General features: G+C 56.6%; 21 protein-coding genes. 15 read left to right on the top strand and 6 right to left on the bottom strand.

Annotated features, from left to right (window positions below; all coding sequences use genetic code 11):
* The first annotated feature begins 27 nt into the window (after positions 1 to 27).
* Positions 28 to 960 carry a sugar kinase gene (locus NDJ10_RS13380; protein ID WP_296163099.1) on the top strand — a complete coding sequence of 311 codons (933 nt, stop codon included), beginning with the start codon at positions 28 to 30 and terminating at the stop codon, positions 958 to 960.
* A gap of 26 nt (positions 961 to 986) precedes the next feature.
* Positions 987 to 2036: a Gfo/Idh/MocA family oxidoreductase gene (locus NDJ10_RS13375; RefSeq protein WP_296163096.1), complete on the top strand. Its 1050-nt coding sequence runs from the start codon at positions 987 to 989 to the stop codon at positions 2034 to 2036.
* Positions 2037 to 2128: 92 nt separating this feature from the next.
* Here the strand turns inward: NDJ10_RS13375 and NDJ10_RS13370 are convergent, their stop codons facing one another.
* The 6 genes from NDJ10_RS13370 to mnmG all read right to left on the bottom strand — a co-directional run bounded on the left by NDJ10_RS13370 (position 2129) and on the right by mnmG (position 7963).
* The gene (locus tag NDJ10_RS13370; protein ID WP_296163094.1) at positions 2129 to 3133 is read right to left on the bottom strand and encodes a ParB/RepB/Spo0J family partition protein; all 1005 of its coding nucleotides are present in this window, start codon (positions 3131 to 3133) and stop codon (positions 2129 to 2131) included.
* A gap of 13 nt (positions 3134 to 3146) precedes the next feature.
* On the bottom strand, positions 3147 to 3686 hold the full coding sequence (locus NDJ10_RS13365) for an alpha/beta hydrolase (protein WP_296163139.1): 540 nt from the start codon (positions 3684 to 3686) through the stop codon (positions 3147 to 3149).
* Positions 3687 to 3731: 45 nt separating this feature from the next.
* Positions 3732 to 4517, bottom strand: coding sequence for a ParA family protein (locus NDJ10_RS13360; protein WP_296163093.1), 786 nt, complete (start codon positions 4515 to 4517; stop codon positions 3732 to 3734).
* 84 nt (positions 4518 to 4601) lie between these two features.
* Positions 4602 to 5216 carry a LysE family transporter gene (locus NDJ10_RS13355; RefSeq protein ID WP_296163091.1) on the bottom strand — a complete coding sequence of 205 codons (615 nt, stop codon included), beginning with the start codon at positions 5214 to 5216 and terminating at the stop codon, positions 4602 to 4604.
* Between the two features lie 30 nt (positions 5217 to 5246).
* A complete protein-coding gene (gene rsmG, locus NDJ10_RS13350) occupies positions 5247 to 5921 on the bottom strand; it encodes a 16S rRNA (guanine(527)-N(7))-methyltransferase RsmG (RefSeq protein WP_296163089.1) in 675 nt (224 codons plus the stop codon).
* Positions 5921 to 7963 carry a tRNA uridine-5-carboxymethylaminomethyl(34) synthesis enzyme MnmG gene (gene mnmG / locus NDJ10_RS13345; protein WP_296163087.1) on the bottom strand — a complete coding sequence of 681 codons (2043 nt, stop codon included), beginning with the start codon at positions 7961 to 7963 and terminating at the stop codon, positions 5921 to 5923. The genes rsmG and mnmG overlap by 1 nt, the downstream gene beginning before the upstream one ends.
* 173 nt (positions 7964 to 8136) lie before the next feature.
* Between mnmG and NDJ10_RS13340 the strand changes: the two genes are divergently transcribed.
* From NDJ10_RS13340 to ccmI, 13 genes are all read left to right on the top strand, one after another.
* Positions 8137 to 9351 carry a 6-phosphofructokinase gene (locus NDJ10_RS13340; protein ID WP_296163084.1) on the top strand — a complete coding sequence of 405 codons (1215 nt, stop codon included), beginning with the start codon at positions 8137 to 8139 and terminating at the stop codon, positions 9349 to 9351.
* Positions 9352 to 9486: 135 nt separating this feature from the next.
* Positions 9487 to 10095, top strand: a complete 609-nt coding sequence (gene gstA, locus NDJ10_RS13335; protein WP_296163081.1) for a glutathione transferase GstA — start codon at positions 9487 to 9489, stop codon at positions 10093 to 10095.
* A gap of 76 nt (positions 10096 to 10171) precedes the next feature.
* The gene (locus NDJ10_RS13330) at positions 10172 to 10441 is read left to right on the top strand and encodes a hypothetical protein (protein WP_296163079.1); all 270 of its coding nucleotides are present in this window, start codon (positions 10172 to 10174) and stop codon (positions 10439 to 10441) included.
* Between the two features lie 7 nt (positions 10442 to 10448).
* Complete coding sequence (rquA, locus tag NDJ10_RS13325; protein ID WP_296163076.1) at positions 10449 to 11177, top strand: rhodoquinone biosynthesis methyltransferase RquA; 729 nt, start codon at positions 10449 to 10451, stop codon at positions 11175 to 11177.
* 68 nt (positions 11178 to 11245) lie between these two features.
* Positions 11246 to 11881: a cytochrome c biogenesis heme-transporting ATPase CcmA gene (gene ccmA, locus NDJ10_RS13320; RefSeq protein WP_296163073.1), complete on the top strand. Its 636-nt coding sequence runs from the start codon at positions 11246 to 11248 to the stop codon at positions 11879 to 11881.
* Positions 11878 to 12573, top strand: coding sequence for a heme exporter protein CcmB (gene ccmB / locus NDJ10_RS13315; protein ID WP_296163071.1), 696 nt, complete (start codon positions 11878 to 11880; stop codon positions 12571 to 12573). The genes ccmA and ccmB overlap by 4 nt, the downstream gene beginning before the upstream one ends.
* On the top strand, positions 12570 to 13307 hold the full coding sequence (ccmC, locus tag NDJ10_RS13310) for a heme ABC transporter permease CcmC (RefSeq protein WP_296163069.1): 738 nt from the start codon (positions 12570 to 12572) through the stop codon (positions 13305 to 13307). The genes ccmB and ccmC overlap by 4 nt, the downstream gene beginning before the upstream one ends.
* Positions 13294 to 13467, top strand: coding sequence for a heme exporter protein CcmD (gene ccmD / locus NDJ10_RS13305; protein ID WP_363318719.1), 174 nt, complete (start codon positions 13294 to 13296; stop codon positions 13465 to 13467). Before ccmC ends, ccmD begins: the two co-directional genes overlap by 14 nt.
* Positions 13468 to 13481: 14 nt before the next feature.
* Entirely contained in the window at positions 13482 to 13925 is a 444-nt protein-coding gene (gene ccmE, locus NDJ10_RS13300; RefSeq protein WP_296163067.1) for a cytochrome c maturation protein CcmE, read from the top strand.
* Positions 13926 to 13971: 46 nt separating this feature from the next.
* Positions 13972 to 15939: a heme lyase CcmF/NrfE family subunit gene (locus NDJ10_RS13295; RefSeq protein ID WP_296163065.1), complete on the top strand. Its 1968-nt coding sequence runs from the start codon at positions 13972 to 13974 to the stop codon at positions 15937 to 15939.
* Positions 15936 to 16460 (top strand): DsbE family thiol:disulfide interchange protein, encoded by a 525-nt coding sequence (locus tag NDJ10_RS13290; protein ID WP_296163063.1) that lies wholly within the window; start codon positions 15936 to 15938, stop codon positions 16458 to 16460. The genes NDJ10_RS13295 and NDJ10_RS13290 overlap by 4 nt, the downstream gene beginning before the upstream one ends.
* Complete coding sequence (locus tag NDJ10_RS13285; RefSeq protein ID WP_296163061.1) at positions 16457 to 16924, top strand: cytochrome c-type biogenesis protein; 468 nt, start codon at positions 16457 to 16459, stop codon at positions 16922 to 16924. Before NDJ10_RS13290 ends, NDJ10_RS13285 begins: the two co-directional genes overlap by 4 nt.
* Positions 16921 to 18267, top strand: coding sequence for a c-type cytochrome biogenesis protein CcmI (gene ccmI, locus NDJ10_RS13280; protein WP_296163059.1), 1347 nt, complete (start codon positions 16921 to 16923; stop codon positions 18265 to 18267). The genes NDJ10_RS13285 and ccmI overlap by 4 nt, the downstream gene beginning before the upstream one ends.
* Positions 18268 to 18656 lie beyond the last annotated feature (389 nt).

Genomic DNA, 18656 nt, shown 5'->3' with positions numbered 1-18656 from the left:
AAAATGTGTGTAGAAAACTGATTTACTGTGAAAAATCCAATCAAAGTCGCCTTTTTTGGTGAATGTATGCTGGAACTCAATGGCACGGCCTTTGGTGCCATGCAGCAAAGTTATGGCGGTGACACCTTCAATACCGCGGTTTACCTGTCACGCTGCGGTGGTGGCGCCATCAAGTCCTGGTACGCCACCGCATTGGGCGACGATGCCCTGAGTCTTGAACTAGAGCGCCGCTGGGCGCAAGACGGACTGGCCCTGGACCTGGTGCGTCATATCCCGGGCCGGATGCCAGGCCTGTACCAGATCCAGGTTGACGCCCAGGGTGAGCGTCGCTTCAGCTTTTGGCGTGACAACAGCGCCGCCAAAGCCTATTTCGATGTCGCAGAAACCCCGCTTGAGGCGCAAAACGACCAGTGGGATGCGTTTTACTTCTCCGGCATCAGCCTGGCCATCTTGCCGGCTGACGGGCAAAATAGGCTGCTGGCTTTTGCCCAGACGCTGCGAACGCGTGGTGCCACGGTGGTGTTTGACAACAACTACCGACCCAGCCTGTGGCCAGACATCGCCCTGGCGCGCGACTGTTTTAGCCGCGCCTTTGCGGTGGCTGACACCGCGCTGATCACCGCCGACGACCATCTGGCGCTGTTTGGTTTTGCCTCGCTGGAGCGCGCTGTGGCTGCCGCACAAGCACTGGATGTGCCCGAAATAGTGATCAAGCGGGGCGCAGCGCCCACCCTGGTTCGGTCGGGCAGTGGCCCATGGCACAGTGTGCCCACCCAGACCGTGACGAACGTGGTCGACACCACGGCGGCAGGTGACTCTTTTGCTGCGGGCTACCTGAGTCGACGCTTGCGCGGCGACACACCAGAAGACGCGACCCAGTTTGGTAACCGTCTGGCGGCCCGTGTCATTGGACACCATGGCGCCATCATCCCGCTGGATGCCATGGCCGACTTGCTCTAGCGGCTTTGGTGCGCTGAATGGCTGTCATGTCAGTCACCCCCACAAGCCGTTTGCGGCTGGCCGTGATTGGGGCCGGGCTGGGCTCAGGCCCGCATTTCAAAAGTCTGCAAGATCTGAACGCTGAGGCTGAAGTGGTTTGGGTGCATACCCGCGATGCCAGCCGACTGGCGACAACACCGCTCCCCCAGGGCGCCATGAAGACCACCCGGCTGGAAGACATCCTGGAAGATGCCAGCGTGCGGGCCGTGCTGGTATTGACCCCGCCAAACAGCCACCTTGAACTGGTGCAACGGCTGGCGCAGGCCGGTAAACATGTGCTTGTGGAAAAACCCCTGGAGATCGACCTGGAACGGGCTCAAGCGCTGGTCCGGGTGTGCGACAACCACGGGGTGTTGCTGGCCGTGATGTTGCAGCACCGCTTGCGCCAGGCGGCCACCCGATTGCACGGCTTGATCAATGCCGGTGCATTGGGGCAGCTGATCAGCGCCTCGGCCAGCGTGCGCTGGTGGCGGCCCCAGAGTTATTACGACCAGCCCGGACGCGGCACCCTGGCCCGAGATGGCGGCGGTGTGCTAATCACACAGGCCATCCACACGCTGGACCTGCTGCTCAGTTACACCGGCCTGCCCGTGCGGGTCATGGGGCTGGCCAGCACTAGCCCGGTGCACACCCTGGAGGGCGAAGACTGCGCTTGCGCCCTGCTGCACTACGCCAATGGCGCCATGGCAACGGTGCAAGCAACCACGGCGGCTTACCCTGGCTTTCCAGAGCGCCTTGAGCTCAACGGCACGCTGGGCAGCGCCAGCCTTGAGGCCGGGGTGCTGCAAGTGGCATTCATGAACGGTCAAACCCTGACCGTCGGTGGCGGGCAAGGCAGCGGCGGCGGGGCCGATCCCATGGCCTTCGACCATGCCGCACACCGCACCGTATTAAAAGATTTCATTGACGCCGTGCGCCATGGCCGGAAACCTGCCGTGACCGGGCGCTCCGCCCTGGCGGCGCAGCAGGTCATTGAGGCCATCATGGCCTCGTCCCGCACAGGCACGCCGGTTGTTTTGCAGTCGCTGACACCTTGAGAAACCAATCAGCAAATTGCGGTGCTTCATAACCGCCTTGACGCCGTGGCGTGCATGCCGCCGACCTGTTGACCCGGATCGGCGCTAGAGATTTAGCGTGACCCAGACCCACGCAGTTTATCGATCAAGCCATTGAGCTCGTCAAGTGAGCCAAACTGGATGCTGAGCTCGCCCATTTCCTCCAGCCGCCCGGCACGTTTGACCCGCTTTTTGACCCGCACTTCCACGGCAGCCATGAACAGGTCTGAAAGCTCTTCTTCCACCCGTTTCAGATCGCGCGACTTGTCCTTTTTGGGCTTGGTCGCCACCAGTGAAAACTCGGCGCTGATCTTTCTGACCAGACTCTCAGCCTCGCGCACCGACAATTTTTTGGCGGCTATCTGATTGGCTGCGGTAATCTGGGTCGCTTTGTCCAGCGCCAGCAAGGATCTGGCATGGCCCATGTCGATATCGCCAGCCATCAACATGGTCTGCACCGGTTCGGCCAGATTCAGCAGCCGCAGCAAGTTGCTGGTGGCGCTACGCGAGCGGCCCACGGCCTGCGCCGCGGTCTCATGCGTCAGGCCAAACTCCTTGATCAGGCGCTGCACGCCCTGCGCTTCCTCGAGTGGATTGAGGTCTTCGCGCTGGATATTCTCGATAAGTGCCATCGCAGCAGCAGACTCATTGGGCACATCGCGTACCAGTACCGGCACGCTGTCCAGACCGGCCAGTTTGGCCGCCCGGAAACGGCGTTCGCCGGCAATGATTTCATACACCGGGCGCACCACGCCACCACCACTGGTACCACCGGTGAAATCTGGCAGCTGCTGACTGCGCTTGAGTTCAGCATCAGCGTCACTCAAACGACGCACCAGGATCGGTTGCATGATGCCCTGCGCCTTGATGGATTCCGCCAGCTCGTACAGTGCGCCTTCGTCCATGCGGGTGCGCGGCTGGTACTGGCCCGGCACCAGATCGCTCAGCAACAAGGTGGGCGGCGAGCCCGTGTTTGCGGAAGAAAATTCAGCACCGTCGGCGGTGAAAGACTCCGCGACCGTGGGGCCCAACAAGGCTTCCAGACCGCGGCCCAAGCCCTTGAGTTTTTTTGTGACCATGACAAGCCTTTATTTAACTGTGAATCAATTCGTTCAGCAACATCTGACCTTGCGGCCAGTCCCCCAGGCCGGAGTCGGCATTGATATGACCCGCCGTGCCGGCATCCACAAGCCTTGAGCCCCAGGCAGCCGCGAATCCCCGGGCGCGTTGAAAGCTGCAAAAGGGGTCGTCCTGACTCGCCACCAGCGTGCTTTTGAAGGGCAAGCTTTGTCGCGGAATCGGTGACCAACTGGCCAGTACCGGGCGCAACGCTTCCTGCTCGACATCGCCTGGCGCCACCAGCATCGCCGCCTTGACACGATGTGCATTGTGGCTGTGTGCCGCCCACGCGGCCACCAATACACAGCCCAAGCTGTGCGCCACCAGTACGGTGGGCGCATCGGTAGACAACACCACGTCTTCGAGCCGGGCGATCCAGTCACCACGCAACGGCCGCAGCCAGTCGTGTTGCGCCACGCGCTGGTACCCAAACTGCACCTGCCACAGGCTTTGCCAGTGCTGCGGGCCAGAGCCCTGCCAGCCTGGAAGGATCAGGATATGGGAAGATTGAATCACTATGAATTTAATAGCAAACAACAGTTTGGGAGAATCAAGAATCTAGGTTTTTTCAATGCGCTCCACCATTTCCCGGGCAAATGCCAGAAAAGCCTGCGCACCTTTGCTCGGCAAGTCAAACACCACCCCGGGCACACCGTAGCTGGGGGCTTCGGCCAAACGCACATTGCGCGGAATCACGGTATTGAACACCTTGTCGGCAAAACGCGCCTTGAGTTGCTCGCTCACCTGCTGCTGCAAAGTGATGCGGGCATCAAACATGACGCGCAGCAGACCAATGATGGCCAGCTCTTTGTTCAGATTGGCGTGTACCTGCTTGATTGTATTGACCAGGTCGGCCAGGCCTTCCAGGGCAAAGTATTCGCACTGCATCGGCACGATCACACCATGGGCGCAACACAATCCATTGAGCGTCAGCATGGACAGGCTGGGCGGGCAATCAATCAAAATGAAGTCGTAGTCTTGCTCAACCTGGGCAAGCGCAATTTTCAGGCGTTTTTCCCGGCGCTCCAGCTCCACCATTTCAACCTCGGCGCCAGCCAGCTCGCGGTTGGCCCCCAGGATGTCATAACCACAGCCGGCATCAACCAGTTTGCTGCTTTGAACCCTGGCTTCTGCCACCGAGGCCGACTCCAGTAGCACGTCGTATACCGTCAATTCCAGCTTGCGCTTGTCTACCCCCGAGCCCATGGTGGCATTGCCTTGCGGATCCAGGTCAACCATCAACACCCGCTGTCCCACCTTGGCCAAGCCTGCTGCCAAATTGACCGTGGTGGTGGTTTTACCCACACCGCCTTTTTGATTGGCAATACAGAATATTTTGGCCATCGAATGCTTACCAAGTAGTGAAGTAAAGGGCATGATTCACGTGAAACATGGCCGTTAGTGTAATGGCGCCCACATTCAGAAAATTCAGCGCGACAAAGCCAGTTTGAATCCAAAACCGATAAGGCAAACACCAGCAAGCTTCTGCAAGGTTGAAGACACCAAAGGACTGGCGCGCAGGCGTTCGGCCAAAAAATGCGTCAGCAGCACAACTGCAAAACAATAGATAAAGGCCAACACAGCCACCGTCAGCGCCATGACGCCAAAGGTCAGCCAGCCCCGATGCGCCACCGGGTCAATGAACAATGGGAGGAAAGCCATGTAAAACACGATGGCTTTCGGGTTGAGTACGGTAATGGTCAGGGCTTGCTGAAAATAGTGATGTGGCTTGATCTGGATGATGGCAGGCGCACCGGGTTTGGCCGTGAACATCTTGAAGCCCAGCCAGGCCAGATACGCCGCACCCAGCCACTGCACCGCATTGAAGGCTGCCGGATAAGCCATGAGCAGCGCGGCAACGCCCGCGACAGCCAGCCACATCAGCACCTGGTCACCCACCATCAAACCCAGGGTTGCTGCCAATCCCCCCAGGATGCCGCCCTTGGTGGTGGAAGTAATGATGGCCAGATTGCCTGGTCCGGGAATGAACAACAACACGATGAAAGCCAGTACGAATGCACCGTAATCTGAAATGCCAAACATTTCCACCCTCCGATATAGACCGCCAGACGATTAAGCGTCGCGATGAACGACCGCTTTCATCCAGATTAAACAACGCTCGGCATCCAGACCCGGTACTTTCAGGTGTTCCACGTGAAACACTTGAACGCCTGACGCCAGTGCTGCCAGCTCGTTCTCGGGGTGTCTGCCTTTCATGGCAAGCCATACGCCCTGCGGCGCCAGGGCTTGCACAGACCAATTGGTGAAATCAGCCAGAGATGCAAAAGCGCGCGAACTGATGACTTGGTATTGATCAGTCAGGCTCTCGACGCGAGCATGCAAGCCACGCAAGTTGGTCAACTTGAGCGTGACGGCTGCCTGCTGGATAAATGCGGCTTTCTTGCCAACGGTATCGACACAGTCCACTCGAATGTCCGGACAGCAAATCGCAATTACCACGCCAGGCAAGCCTGCTCCGGAGCCCACATCCAGCAAACGCAGTGCTGTACCCGCAACACGCGGGGACATCTGCGCCAGTTGCCGGCGCAAGGGCGCAATCACAGCCAGACTGTCCAGCAGATGGTACGTCAGCATTTCACCCGGGTCACGCACCGCCGTCAGGTTATAGACCTTGTTCCATTTCCCGATCAGCGTCTGATAGGCCAGCAAGCTGTCGATCTGCGCGTCGCTCAGACTCAGATCAAGCGCTGTCAGACCAGCCCGAAGTTTGGCGTCCAGTGCTTGCATCAGACCACTTCGCTGCCAGAAGGATTGATTGCAAAGCCTTTGAACTTGGTCTTTTTCAAATGGATCGTCAACAATGAAATGGTCGCCGGGGTAATGCCTGAAATGCGCGAGGCCTGCCCCAGGGTTTCCGGTTTGTGTCGGTTCAGCTTTTGCCGCGCCTCAATGCTCAAAGCCAGCACCTGCATGTAGTCCAGGTCCTGTGGCAGCTTGAGTTTTTCATAGTGGGCAGCACGCACCACATCGTCTTTCTGGCGATCAATATAGCCCGAGTATTTGGCGGCAATTTCAACCTGGTCGATCACTGATGCCGCCAACGCCGCCGCCGGGGAAAGCACGCCTGTTTCACGTGAAACACCCACCGGCAACTCAGCCAGTGCATACTTACCACCATTCAGCGACATGAGGGATTCATAAGTCACATCAGGCCGGCGCAGCAGTTCAGCCAGGTTGTATTCGTGGTCAATGGCCTTCCCCAAAACCCGTTGGGCCTCCGCAGCATCCAGGTTTTTCGGACTGATCCAGATCGACCGCAGGCGCTCTGTTTCACGTGAAACCGCCTCACGCTTCTGATTGAAGGCTTGCCAGCGCGCGTCATCGACCAAACCCAATTGACGACCCACTTCGGTCAAACGTGCGTCGGCGTTGTCTTCACGCAGTTGCAGCCGAAATTCGGCACGACTGGTGAACATGCGGTAGGGTTCGGTCACGCCTTTGGTGATCAGATCATCGACCAACACACCAAGATAAGCTTCGTCGCGTCCGGGCAGCCACATGTCGCCACCAAAGGCAATGACCCCCGCCGCGCAGGCCTGTGCATTGCCATTACCCATGGCGCGCACCTGCAGCGCCGCGTTGATGCCGGCAAACAAACCCTGCGCCGCGGCCTCCTCGTAACCCGTGGTACCGTTGATTTGCCCGGCAAAAAACAGGCCGCCAATGGCTTTGGTTTCAAACGAACTTTTGAGTTGTGTCGGGTCGAAGTAATCGTATTCAATGGCATACCCAGGCCGCAAAATGTGGGCATTCTCAAGTCCTGGCATGGAGCGCACCAAGGCATACTGAATGTCAAACGGCAAGCTGGTGCTGATGCCATTGGGGTAATACTCGTGGGTGGTCAGGCCTTCGGGTTCCAGAAAAATCTGGTGACTGTCTTTATCCGCAAAGCGGTTGATCTTGTCTTCCACGCTGGGGCAATAGCGCGGCCCCACACCCTCGATCTTGCCGGTGAACATGGGGCTGCGATCAAAGCCGCTGCGGATGATGTCATGGGTGCGCTCGTTGGTGTGTGTGATCCAGCACGGCATCTGCTGCGGGTGCTGTTCGGGCCGCCCCATGAAACTGAACACCGGCATCTGCGGGCTCATGCCACCCGGCATGCCATCGCCGGGTTGCTCGATGCATTTGCTGAAGTCGATGCTGCGGCCGTCGAGCCGCGGTGGCGTGCCGGTCTTCAGCCGGCCCTGGGGCAGCTTGAGCTCTTTCAAGCGGGCGCTCAGCGACACCGCCGGCGGATCACCGGCGCGTCCGGCAGCATAGTTGTTGAGCCCGACATGGATCTTGCCGTCCAGAAACGTCCCGGCCGTCAGCACCACCGCGCTTGATCTGAAGCGGATACCCACCTGTGTTACCGCCCCGACCACCCGGTCGCCCTCCACCATCAGGTCATCCACGGCCTGCTGGAACAGCCATAAATTGGGCTGATTTTCCAGCCTGTGACGAATGGCGGCCTTGTACAGAATACGGTCGGCCTGGGCGCGGGTGGCGCGCACCGCCGGGCCCTTGCTTGAATTGAGAATCCGGAACTGAATGCCAGCTTCATCGGTTGCCGCCGCCATGGCACCGCCGAGCGCATCCACTTCCTTCACCAGATGCCCCTTGCCAATGCCGCCGATTGAGGGGTTGCAACTCATCTGACCCAGCGTCTCGATGTTGTGGCTCAGCAGCAGGGTTTTGCAACCCATGCGTGCTGCGGCCAGCGCAGCCTCGGTCCCGGCATGGCCGCCGCCGACGACAATCACGTCGAAATTTTGTGGGTATAGCATGGTGGTCAATCTAAAGGGGGCAAATCTCACAGGTCGCCGGCCCTGCGCGCGCAAGCAAAAGGTTGATTTTACCGGTGCACATGAAAAGCTGCTCTGTGCGCCATGCGGACGTAAATCAAGCCTACTTCAGAGGCACAATTCGTTTTTTACAGCCCTTGTGAAGGATTCAACCTATGGCCTCCGGAAAAATACTCGTCGCCCAAGGCGGCGGCCCCACCGCCGTCATCAACCAATCACTGGTGGGCGTGGCGCTTGAGGCGCGCCGCTTCAGCCAGATCGGCCACATTTATGGCGCACACCATGGTGTGCGCGGCATCATTGACGAAGACTTTGTCGACCTGACCCAGGAAACCAGCCACAACCTGGAACTGGTTGCCAACACACCCTCCAGCGCTTTGGGCTCCACCCGCGACAAACCCGATGCGGCTTACTGCCACGAAATCTTCAAGGTGCTGCAAGCGCACCAGATCGGTCACTTCTTCTACATTGGCGGCAACGACTCATCCGACACCGTGCGCATCGTCAGCCAGGAAGCGCAAGCCGCCAACTACGATCTGCGTTGCGTCCACATTCCGAAAACCATCGACAACGACCTGGTGGGCAATGACCACACCCCGGGCTTTCCGTCGGCAGCTCGATTTGTCGCGCAGGCTTTTGCCGGGGCCAACCTGGACAACGCCGCCTTGCCGGGTGTCTATGTGGGTGTGGTGATGGGCCGCCATGCTGGTTTTTTGACGGCAGCCTCGGCCCTGGGGAAGAAATTCCCTGATGACGGCCCCCATCTGATTTACCTGCCAGAACGTACCTTCGATCTGAACCAGTTTTTGATCGATGTCAAAACCATGTACGAACGCCATGGCCGTTGCGTGATTGCGGTGTCAGAAGGTATCCATGATGCCAGCGGCACACCGATCACCGCGCTGCTGGCCAAGGAAATGGAACACGATGCCCATGGCAATGTGCAGCTCTCAGGCAACGGCGCGCTGGCAGATTTGTTATGCGAAGAGATCAAGGCCAAGCTCAAGATCAAGCGCGTACGCGGCGACACCTTCGGCTACCTGCAGCGCTCATTCATCGGCTGCGTGTCGGATGTCGACCAGCGCGAAGCCCGTGAGGTAGGCGAAAAAGCGGTTCAATTTGCCATGTGGGGCGGGCGCAATGGCTCGGTTGCCATCAAACGCACCGGCTTCTACTCGGTGGATTACGAACTGCTGCCGCTGGACGCCGTGGCCGGCAAAACCCGTGTCATGGAAGATGAATTCATCACCGCCAGCGGTACCGATGTCACCGATGCGTTCCGCATGTACCTGCGCCCCCTGTTGGGGTCCGGTATGCCCGATGCTTTCCGGTTGCGCCATCATCCGGTTGAGCGTGTGCTCAAAAAATAAGCAAGTTGCATGGCTGGCCTATCAACCAAAACCATCAACCAATCCCGTGAATTCAACCCAGTCCGGCAAGCCTGCCAAACTTCAAGGTAGCATGGCGGATCACGTCGATTCAATGTCATTTTCCACAGATTTTTCATGAAACTTTATTACTCCCCCGGCGCCTGCTCCCTGTCACCACACATTGTGCTCAAAGAGTCGGGTCTGACCTTTGAAGCCATTGCAGCCCCCACCAAGACACACACCCTGGCGGATGGCACAGACTACTACACCATCAACCCGCTGGGTTATGTCCCTTTCCTGGTGCTCGATGATGGCCGGACCCTGCATGAAGGCCCGGCCATCGTCCAGTACCTTGCTGATCTGGTGCCAAATAAACAACTTGCCCCCGCCAACGGCACCTGGGAGCGTTACAAGTTGCAGGAATGGCTCAACACCATTGGCACCGAGTTGCACAAGGGTTTCTCGCCACTGTTCGCACCGGGCATGCCCGCCGAGGCCAAAGAAATCGCCAAGACACGGCTTATTTCACGCTTGAACTGGGTCGATGGCGAGCTGACTGGTAAGGACTACCTGATGGGCAGCACCTTCACCGTCGCAGATGCCTACCTGTTTGTGGTGGCGGGTTGGGGCAAACATGTTGGAATTGACATCTCCGGCTTAAACAACCTGAGTGCTTTTATCGCCCGTGTTGCTGCGCGGCCTGCCGTGCAGGACGCACTGCGCGCTGAGGGATTGCTCACATAAGGCCTGATGGCTCAGACAACCAGAAGCAACCGGGGGTGTCTTTTGATCCAGCCAGTGCCGCGTCATTGCGTTCGCAATGACAGCATCTGTTTCTGGAAAGACAGGTCACGCTCTATCGAGCCTTGCAAACCGGCGTCTGATCAAAAAATATTTCTCTTCTTCTTTTGATTTAGATCAACTATTTTGCGTTTTACAGCTTAAGCTCGCCTCCAAAGCAAACGTCAGCCGGATAAAGGCCGGCAGGCGCCTCCTGCCGCCCCGTTTTGTCATTTCGGTTAGCATCAGAACCACCATTTCATTTCCTTCCTGGCACCAAAGCAGTTTATCGGTGTCGGCTATCTTTTGATCCGATCATGATTCTCAACAAAGCCAGAACCGACTCCAGCGAAAGCCCAACTGTCACTGTCGCCCCCGTCGCCGTTCCACACTACCTGGAGTCCACCTATTGGTGGGCCTACACGCATCCCAACGCGGTGCGTGTATTCGAGCGTCAATGGTTGGTCAATCTGATATTGTGGGGCAACTTTTCCCGGCTGCGTGATCTGGCACTGCAAGAAATGGGCGATGTCATTCATGGCGATGTGCTGCAGGTAGCCTGTGTCTATGGCAATTTCACAGAACACATGGTGCGCCGTCTGGGTCCACAAGCGCATTTGAATGTGATTGACGTGGCACCCGTACAAATCACCAACCTGCACGCCAAACTGGGACAACAAAAACAGGTCACGGTATTGCAACAAGACTCGTCTGCCATGCTGTTTGAGGATGCCAGTCACGACACGGTGGTGGTGTTTTTTCTGCTTCATGAACAACCCGCCGAGGTGCGCCGCAAGACCATCGCCGAGGCACTGCGTGTGACCAAGCCTGGTGGCAAGATTGTGTTTGTCGATTACCACAAACCCAACACCCTAAACCCTTTCCGCTACATCATGGTGCCCATATTGACCACTCTTGAACCGTTTGCGATGGATTTGTGGCATGGCCAAATTGCCGATTGGCTCCCGTCAGATTGCCAACAATTGAACATTGACAAGCAAACTTACTTTGGTGGCTTATACCAGAAAGTAGTGATCACCCGCTAATTGCGTTTTGAAGGGCGTGCGACGTGTCGTAAGATAATCTGGCTTTTCTATCTGCGATCGCACAGCTCTTGAATACCACACCATCACTGACTTTTTCCAAGCTTGCTTGTACCAGGGGTGGACGGCAACTCTTCAAAAACGTCGATTGCCATCTGGAAGCTGGCCACTGGTTGTATGTGGCGGGAGCCAACGGCGTCGGTAAAACCAGCCTGCTGCGCATGATCTGCGGTCTGGCTTCGATTGAAGCCGGCGACATCCTCTGGAACAACACCTCCATACACAGCCAAGTCGAGGCCTATCGACAAGACCTTTGTTATCTGGGTCACTTGAACGCCTTGCAGGAATCGATGACGGTTGACGAAAACCTGGCCTTCACAACAGCGCTGGGTGGCATTTCTCCAGACAAGTCAGAAACCCGGGCGGTGCTGGCACGCTTTGGCCTGCGCGGACGCGGCCGGCAATTGGTACGCCACCTGTCCCAAGGGCAAAAACGCCGTGTTGCCTTGTCCCGGCTGGCTTTGAGCCCGGCCCGGCTGTGGGTGCTGGATGAACCTTATGTCGCCATGGATGAGGCTGGTGTCGGCTTGTTGGCAGACCTGATTGCCCAACACCTTTCAGATGGCGGGCTGGCGGTGCTGACCAGTCACCAGCGCGTGCCGATTGGCAATGTGCCGGCACAAATGCTGGAGTTGCAGGCAGCATGAGCCGCGCCATCAAACCCGTCGGACTGGGCTTGGTTCTGTTGGCCGTGCTCAAGCGTGAAATTTCCCTGGGCATGCGGCAAAAGGGCGAGGTACTGACCCCTCTGGTGTTTTTTGTCGTGATCGCCAGTCTGTTTCCGCTCGGCGTCGGACCTGAGTCTGCCTTGCTGCTGCGCATGGCGCCCGGTGTCTTGTGGGTCAGCGCGCTGTTGGCCGCCATGTTGTCACTGCAGCGCATGTTTGCCACCGATTACGCCGATGGCTCACTCGAACAAATGGCGCTTTCCACCACCCCACTGGCTTTGCTGGTACTGGCCAAAGCGCTGGCCCATTTTTTATTGGCGGGCCTGCCTCTGGTCTTGATGGCACCGGTGCTGGGCCTGCAATTTGGGCTGGACACCCGGGCGCTGGGCATCTTGATGTTGTCGCTGTTGCTGGGCACACCCACCTTGAGCCTGATTGGCAGCATTGGTGCAGCGCTGACCTTGGGCGTACGGGGAGCAGGGGTTTTGCTGTCTTTGTTGATCTTGCCCCTGTATATTCCGGTTCTGATTTTCGGGGCGGGGGCGGTTGAAGCCGACGCTGCGGGCCTGGGTATTGGTGGCCACTTGTCGCTGATGTCGGCCTTGCTGGTGCTCTCGCTCTTTTTCTCTCCCCTGGCTACGGCTGCCGCTTTGAGGATTTCCCTGGAATGAAAACACGCGTGATTCATTGGTTCAAGTTCTCCTCACCGCAGAACTTTTATTATTTGGCGGGAAAAATGTGGCCCTGGTTTGCCGCCCTCGCCACTGTACTGACACTGGTAGGTTTGTGGATTTCTTTTTTTGTCGCGCCCGTGGATGCCCAGCAGGGCCAGGGCTACCGCATCATTTTTGTCCATGTCCCGACGTCGCAGATGTCCATGTTCATCTACCTGGTGATGGCAGGCTGGGCGGGATTCGGGTTGGCCTTCAATACCCGCCTGTCAGGCATGATGGCCTCGGCTTTGGCTCCGACCGGTGCATTGTTTGCCTTTTTGTCGCTGGTTACCGGTGCCCTGTGGGGCAAACCGATGTGGGGCGCCTGGTGGGTGTGGGACGCCAGGTTGACTTCCGAGCTGATTTTGCTGTTTTTATACCTGGGTTTCCTGGCGCTGCAAGCCAGCATCGACGACCCGCGCCGGGCTGACAAGGCCTGTGCCATCCTGGCCCTGGTCGGTGCAGTGAATGTGCCCATCATTTATTTCTCGGTCAAATGGTGGAACACCTTGCACCAGGGTGCCTCGGTGTCGATGAAAGGCGCCTCCATGGCCACACCCATGCTGGCCGGCATGCTGATCATGGTGCTGGCCTTCTGGATGTACACCATTGCCATTGCACTGGTACGGGTGCGCACCATTATTCTGGATCGGGAACGTCATACGGAGTGGGTGAAACATGCAGTGGCTTAGCGTGGCAGATTTTTTGAACATGGGCGGTTACGCCTTCTATGTTTGGGGTAGTTTTGGTATTACAGCCTTGGTCGTTGTGGCTGAAATCTGGCAGGTGCGCGTCAAGCGACGCGAGCTTCTGCGAAACCTTTTGAACGAAAACGACTCTCACCAAAATTAAACTTATCCACGACTATGAAACCTCGTCACAAACGAACCGCCATGATTGTTGGCGCCCTGGCAGCCATTGCGCTGGCTGCGTACTTTGTCCTCAATGCTTTTCAAAGCAACCTGGTTTTTTTCTTCACACCGACGCAGGTGGGCGCAGGTGAGGCGCCACAAAACCGTACCTTTCGGGTGGGAGGCGTCGTCAAGGAAGGTTCGGTCAAACGCGACAACCTGACGGTTTCATTCATTGTCAGCGATACCCTCAAGGAAGTGCCTGTCACCTACACCGGCATCCTGCCTGATCTGTTCCGTGAAGGCAAAGGGGTGGTGGCGCAAGGGCAACTCGGCAACGACGGAAAATTCACCGCCTCAGAGGTGCTGGCCAAACATGATGAAAACTACATGCCACCCGAGGCCCAACATGCACTGGACCAGGCCGAAATCGAAAAAACCACCAAAACACTGAAGTAAAACTCTGGCTATTGCCAGCCCCTGTTTTCATATACCGAGACGCACCATGATCCCTGAACTTGGACATTTCGCATTGATTCTTGCGCTGCCGGTTGCCGCCGTACTGGGCATCCTCAGTCTGTTGGGCGGTCAAACCGGCCGCGCCGACTGGATCGCCCTGGCGAGGCCTGGCGCCCAGGTCCTTTGGTTGCTCACGGGCTTTTCGTTTTTGTGCCTGACCTACGCGTTCTACACCAACGACTTCTCGGTGATGTACGTGGCCCAGCACTCCAACTCCCAGTTACCCGACCTGTACCGCGTTTCGGCCGTTTGGGGTGGCCACGAGGGCTCACTACTGCTCTGGCTGCTGATGTTGTGCAGCTGGATGATGGCCGTGTCCATCTTTTCGCGTCAATTGCCAGACGCCATGGTGTCCCGCGTGCTGGGTGTACTGGGCCTGATTGCCGTCGGTTTTCTGCTCTTCATGTTGATCACGTCGAATCCTTTTGTGCGCTTAAGCGACATCCCGGCTGATGGCCGCGACTTGAACCCCTTGTTGCAGGACCCCGGGCTGGTATTCCACCCACCCATGCTCTACATGGGTTATGTCGGGCTGGCTATTCCGTTTGCGTTCTCTATTGCCGCCTTGCTCAATGGCCGACTGGATGCGGCCTGGGCGCGCTGGACACGCCCCTGGGCAACCGCTGCGTGGATCTGCCTGACCATTGGCATCGCCTTGGGATCATGGTGGGCCTATTACGAACTGGGCTGGGGCGGCTGGTGGTTCTGGGACCCAGTTGAAAACGCCTCATTTTTACCCTGGTTGGTCAGCACTGCGCTGATCCATTCGCTGGCCGTTACGGAAAAACGTGGCCTGTTCAGAAGCTGGACCATCATGCTGTCCCTGATTGCGTTCTCGCTGAGTTTGCTTGGTACCTTCCTGGTGCGCTCAGGGGTGTTGACCTCGGTCCACGCTTTTGCCACGGACCCCAAACGCGGCGTCTTCATCCTCTTGTTTTTGGCTGTGGTCGTCGGTGGCTCATTGGTCCTGTTTGCCGCACGTTCCGGCAAGGTTCGTACTGGTGGTACCTTCTCGCTGATTTCCCGTGAAACATTTTTGCTGGTCAACAATGTGTTGTTGACCACGGCTGCTGCAGCTGTACTGCTGGGCACGCTTTATCCCCTGTTCATTGACGCGCTGAACCTCGGCAAACTGTCGGTAGGTCCACCCTACTTCAATGCCGTCTTTGCCCCCATCATGACGCCAGTGCTGTTGTTCATGGTCATCGGCAGTTATGCCCGCTGGAAAAGCGACACCGTCACCAACCTGACCCAAAAACTGCGTCCCATTGCCATTGTGTCGGTGCTCCTGGGCTGCACGGCCCCCTTGCTTGCCGGTCCCTGGTCTGCCTTGGTTGCCATGGGCCTGACGCTGTCGATCTGGATCGTGCTGGCATCGTTTGTGCAGATTTACCGCCAGCTCAAGGACACAGCCAACTGGAAATCGACCCCCATTTCTTACTGGGGCATGCACGTAGCGCACATCGGCATTGCCGTGTGCGTGGTCGGCATCACCATGGTCAAAGGCTATGAAACCGAAAAAGACGTGCGCATGACCATTGGCGATACCGTCTCCGTGGGTGGCTATACCTTCCGTCTGACCGGTATCAACCAGGTGCCCGGCCCCAATTACAACGCCGACCGGGGCAGCGTGGAGCTGATCAAAGGCGACAAGGTTTTGCGTGTGCTTCACCCCGAAAAACGAACCTATTTCTCATCCACCATGCCCATGACAGAGGCGGCCATTGATACTGGCCCAACCCGTGACGTCTACGTGTCGCTGGGTGAACGCCTGGAAGGCGAGGGCAAAGCGGCCTGGGCCATGCGGGTCTATCACAAACCATTCATCACCTGGATCTGGTTTGGCTGCTTCCTGATGGCCATCGGCGGTGCCATGGCTGCGCTGGACAAACGCTATCGCAAAAAAGTGGCTGCCAAATTGAACATCAACAACATCAAAGGTGCCGTGGCATGAAAAAGGCGTACATTCCTTTGGGTATTTTTGCCATTCTTCTGGTATTTCTGGCAATTGGCCTGACCCGCGATCCGCGTGAAATTCCTTCACCCCTGATTGGCAAACCCGCCCCGGCCTTCAGCGCACCGGTGCTCGGCAAACCGGGTGAAATGTTTTCCAACAAGGACATGCTGGGCCAGGTCTGGCTGCTCAACACCTGGGCCTCCTGGTGTGTCGCCTGTCGCGTGGAGCACCCTCTGCTGGTTGAATTCGTTAAAACCAATCCACTACCGATCATCGGTCTGGACTACAAGGACAAGGAAGCCGACGGCATTCAGTGGCTGGCCCGCTTCGGTGACCCTTATACCCGCGCCATTGTGGATGCAGACGGGCGCATCGGCATTGACTTTGGTGTCTATGGCGTCCCCGAGAGTTTCCTGATCGACAAGCAAGGCATTATTCGCTACAAACAAATTGGTCCTTTCACGGAAGAAGCCTTGCGTGAAAAACTGGTGCCCTTGATCAAGGAACTTCAGATATGAAACTCCTGATCACTCTTTTTCTTGCGCTGCAATGCGCCATCGGTGTTCACGCCAACGAGGCAACGCCATTAGCTGAAGATCCGGTGGTGGAGCAACGCCTGATCATCATTGCCGAAGAATTACGCTGTCTGGTTTGCCAAAACGAGTCCCTGGCCGGCTCCCGTGCCGACCTGGCCATGGATTTGCGCCGTGAAGTGCGTACTTTGATCAAAGATGGCAAGACAGATGCTGAAATCAAGGACTACCTGGTCAACCGCTATGGTGATTTTGTGCTTTACCGTCCCCCAGTCAAACCCACCACCTGGCTTCTGTGGTTTGGGCCGCTGCTGCTGTTGATTGGTGCCGTCTGGCTGCTGTTCAACATTATCAAACGCTCTCAAAACCAAAAAAATGCGCCAGTCCTCGACGCGGCTCAACGCGCCAAAGCACAAGCTCTTCTTCAAGAAACTGATTCTTCCAAATGAACGTATTTATTGGTATTTCAGCGCTGTTAACGCTGCTGGTAGTGGCTTGGCTGCTACGTCCACTGCTTCGTCAACCCACCTCAGACAGCATTTCCAGCGAGAAGCTCAACACTGCCATTCACCGTGATCAACTGCAGGCGCTGGAAATTGATCTGGCACGTGGCATCATCAGCCAGCAAGATTTCGAGACCACACGGGACGAATTGCAGTTGCGCTTGCTTGATGACACGGAAAGTTTTGAAGCCACCAGTCCAAAGGCAAAAACGACAGGATTCTGGACCGCCAAACGCACAGCCGCTGCCGTTGGACTCAGTTTGCCATTATTGGCATTAGGTATCTACCTGCAAATTGGCACACCCGATGCACTGAACCCTGTCGCCACGGCGAACGGCAATGATCACCAAATGAAGGAAATGGTTGAAAAACTGGCTGCGCGGCTCAAGGATAATCCCAACGATCAAAAGGGTTGGGTCATGCTGGCGCGGTCTTATAAGGCGATGGGTCGTTTTGAGGAAGCCAAGCAGGCTTTTGATAAAGCAGGGGATATCATCAATTCAGATCCAGATCTGCTGATTGACCATGCTGATTTGTTAGGTGTTCTGGCTGGTAACAACCTTCAGGGCAAGCCACAACAGATGATTGAAGAAGCCCTTCGTCTGAACCCCGAGCACCCCATGAGTTTGATGATGGCAGGTGTCGCAGCCTACCAAAGGAGTGACTACCCGAAAGCTGTAACTTACTGGGAAAAATTATTGGGTCTGCTTCAACCTGGTTCGACAGACGCGCAACAGGTGCAAGCCAACATTGACGATGCGCGTGCCAAAGGAGGTCAGTCTGCCGGTGCCAGCAACGTCCTGCCACCCGTGCCAACTGGTGCGGCAGCCGGTATGACAGCGGACAATATCAACGACATGGTAGATCGGCTGGCTGCGCGCTTGAAAGACAACCCGGATGACCTGGCTGGCTGGGCACGACTGGCGCGTGCCTACAAAATGCAGAACCGGCTCGACGAAGCCGCTGCAGCCTATGCGAAAACGGGCACACTACTCAATACTGACCCGGATCTACTGACTCAATATGCAGACACGCTCGCCATGCGCACAAAAAGCCTGCAGGGCAAGCCAAGTGAGCTGATCAACAAGGCCCTGGCCATCGCACCGAAACACCCCATGGCGCTGATGATGGCAGGCCAGGCGGCTTACCAGAGCAGCAATTACGCTGCAGCCATTGGCCACTGGAAAAATGTCTTGTCTATCCTGCCAGTCAACTCACCTGACATTGAACTCGTCAAGGCAGAAATTGCCGATGCCCAGCTCAAAATGGGCTCTCAAGCCAAACCCTAAAGTCAAATCACGTTTGTCAAGCCCGGATCTTCCGGGCTTTTTTTTTGCTCATTTTTATTTCAAGCGAACATCAAAAATACAAAAATGTTACTTGTATAAACTTGTGGATAAAAGTTTATCAACAAGAAAGTTATCCACAATTTTTTTTAAAAAAATAACTTATCCAAGTATTGGGTACATCAAAAAATCACTGTGCTGCACAATGAAAAATACAATCTAAGCTGTTGATTTTTAAGTTAAAAGATCACTTATCCAAGGAAATGGACTGGCTCTATCTACTACGACTACTTTAAAATATAAATTAATTAAAGACAACAAGACTAAATTTTTGATGGTTTTTATGAAGTTTTAAAATCCTGTGCATAGAAACAATAAAAAACGATTCGTCA

Source organism: Rhodoferax sp. (genome assembly GCF_023700745.1).
Taxonomy (GTDB): Bacteria; Pseudomonadota; Gammaproteobacteria; order Burkholderiales; family Burkholderiaceae_C; genus Rhodoferax.
The sequence above is the reverse complement of the archived record's forward strand: the minus strand, read 5'-3'. Positions and strand labels throughout refer to the sequence as shown.

Bases quoted from the DNA above. Each gene is read 5' to 3' on its own strand.
- NDJ10_RS13340 (WP_296163084.1), top strand. From the start codon at position 8,137: ATGGCCTCCGGAAAAATACTCGTCGCCCAAGGCGGCGGCCCCACCGCC.
- rsmG (WP_296163089.1), bottom strand. From the start codon at position 5,921: ATGCAAGCACTGGACGCCAAACTTCGGGCTGGTCTGACAGCGCTTGAT.
- NDJ10_RS13285 (WP_296163061.1), top strand. From the start codon at position 16,457: ATGAAACTCCTGATCACTCTTTTTCTTGCGCTGCAATGCGCCATCGGT.
- NDJ10_RS13290 (WP_296163063.1), top strand. From the start codon at position 15,936: ATGAAAAAGGCGTACATTCCTTTGGGTATTTTTGCCATTCTTCTGGTA.
- NDJ10_RS13370 (WP_296163094.1), bottom strand. From the start codon at position 3,133: ATGGTCACAAAAAAACTCAAGGGCTTGGGCCGCGGTCTGGAAGCCTTG.
- NDJ10_RS13295 (WP_296163065.1), top strand. From the start codon at position 13,972: ATGATCCCTGAACTTGGACATTTCGCATTGATTCTTGCGCTGCCGGTT.
- ccmC (WP_296163069.1), top strand. From the start codon at position 12,570: ATGAAAACACGCGTGATTCATTGGTTCAAGTTCTCCTCACCGCAGAAC.
- NDJ10_RS13330 (WP_296163079.1), top strand. From the start codon at position 10,172: ATGACAGCATCTGTTTCTGGAAAGACAGGTCACGCTCTATCGAGCCTT.
- gstA (WP_296163081.1), top strand. From the start codon at position 9,487: ATGAAACTTTATTACTCCCCCGGCGCCTGCTCCCTGTCACCACACATT.
- NDJ10_RS13375 (WP_296163096.1), top strand. From the start codon at position 987: ATGTCAGTCACCCCCACAAGCCGTTTGCGGCTGGCCGTGATTGGGGCC.
- mnmG (WP_296163087.1), bottom strand. From the start codon at position 7,963: ATGCTATACCCACAAAATTTCGACGTGATTGTCGTCGGCGGCGGCCAT.
- ccmD (WP_363318719.1), top strand. From the start codon at position 13,294: ATGCAGTGGCTTAGCGTGGCAGATTTTTTGAACATGGGCGGTTACGCC.
- NDJ10_RS13360 (WP_296163093.1), bottom strand. From the start codon at position 4,517: ATGGCCAAAATATTCTGTATTGCCAATCAAAAAGGCGGTGTGGGTAAA.
- ccmB (WP_296163071.1), top strand. From the start codon at position 11,878: ATGAGCCGCGCCATCAAACCCGTCGGACTGGGCTTGGTTCTGTTGGCC.
- rquA (WP_296163076.1), top strand. From the start codon at position 10,449: ATGATTCTCAACAAAGCCAGAACCGACTCCAGCGAAAGCCCAACTGTC.
- ccmE (WP_296163067.1), top strand. From the start codon at position 13,482: ATGAAACCTCGTCACAAACGAACCGCCATGATTGTTGGCGCCCTGGCA.
- ccmI (WP_296163059.1), top strand. From the start codon at position 16,921: ATGAACGTATTTATTGGTATTTCAGCGCTGTTAACGCTGCTGGTAGTG.
- NDJ10_RS13355 (WP_296163091.1), bottom strand. From the start codon at position 5,216: ATGTTTGGCATTTCAGATTACGGTGCATTCGTACTGGCTTTCATCGTG.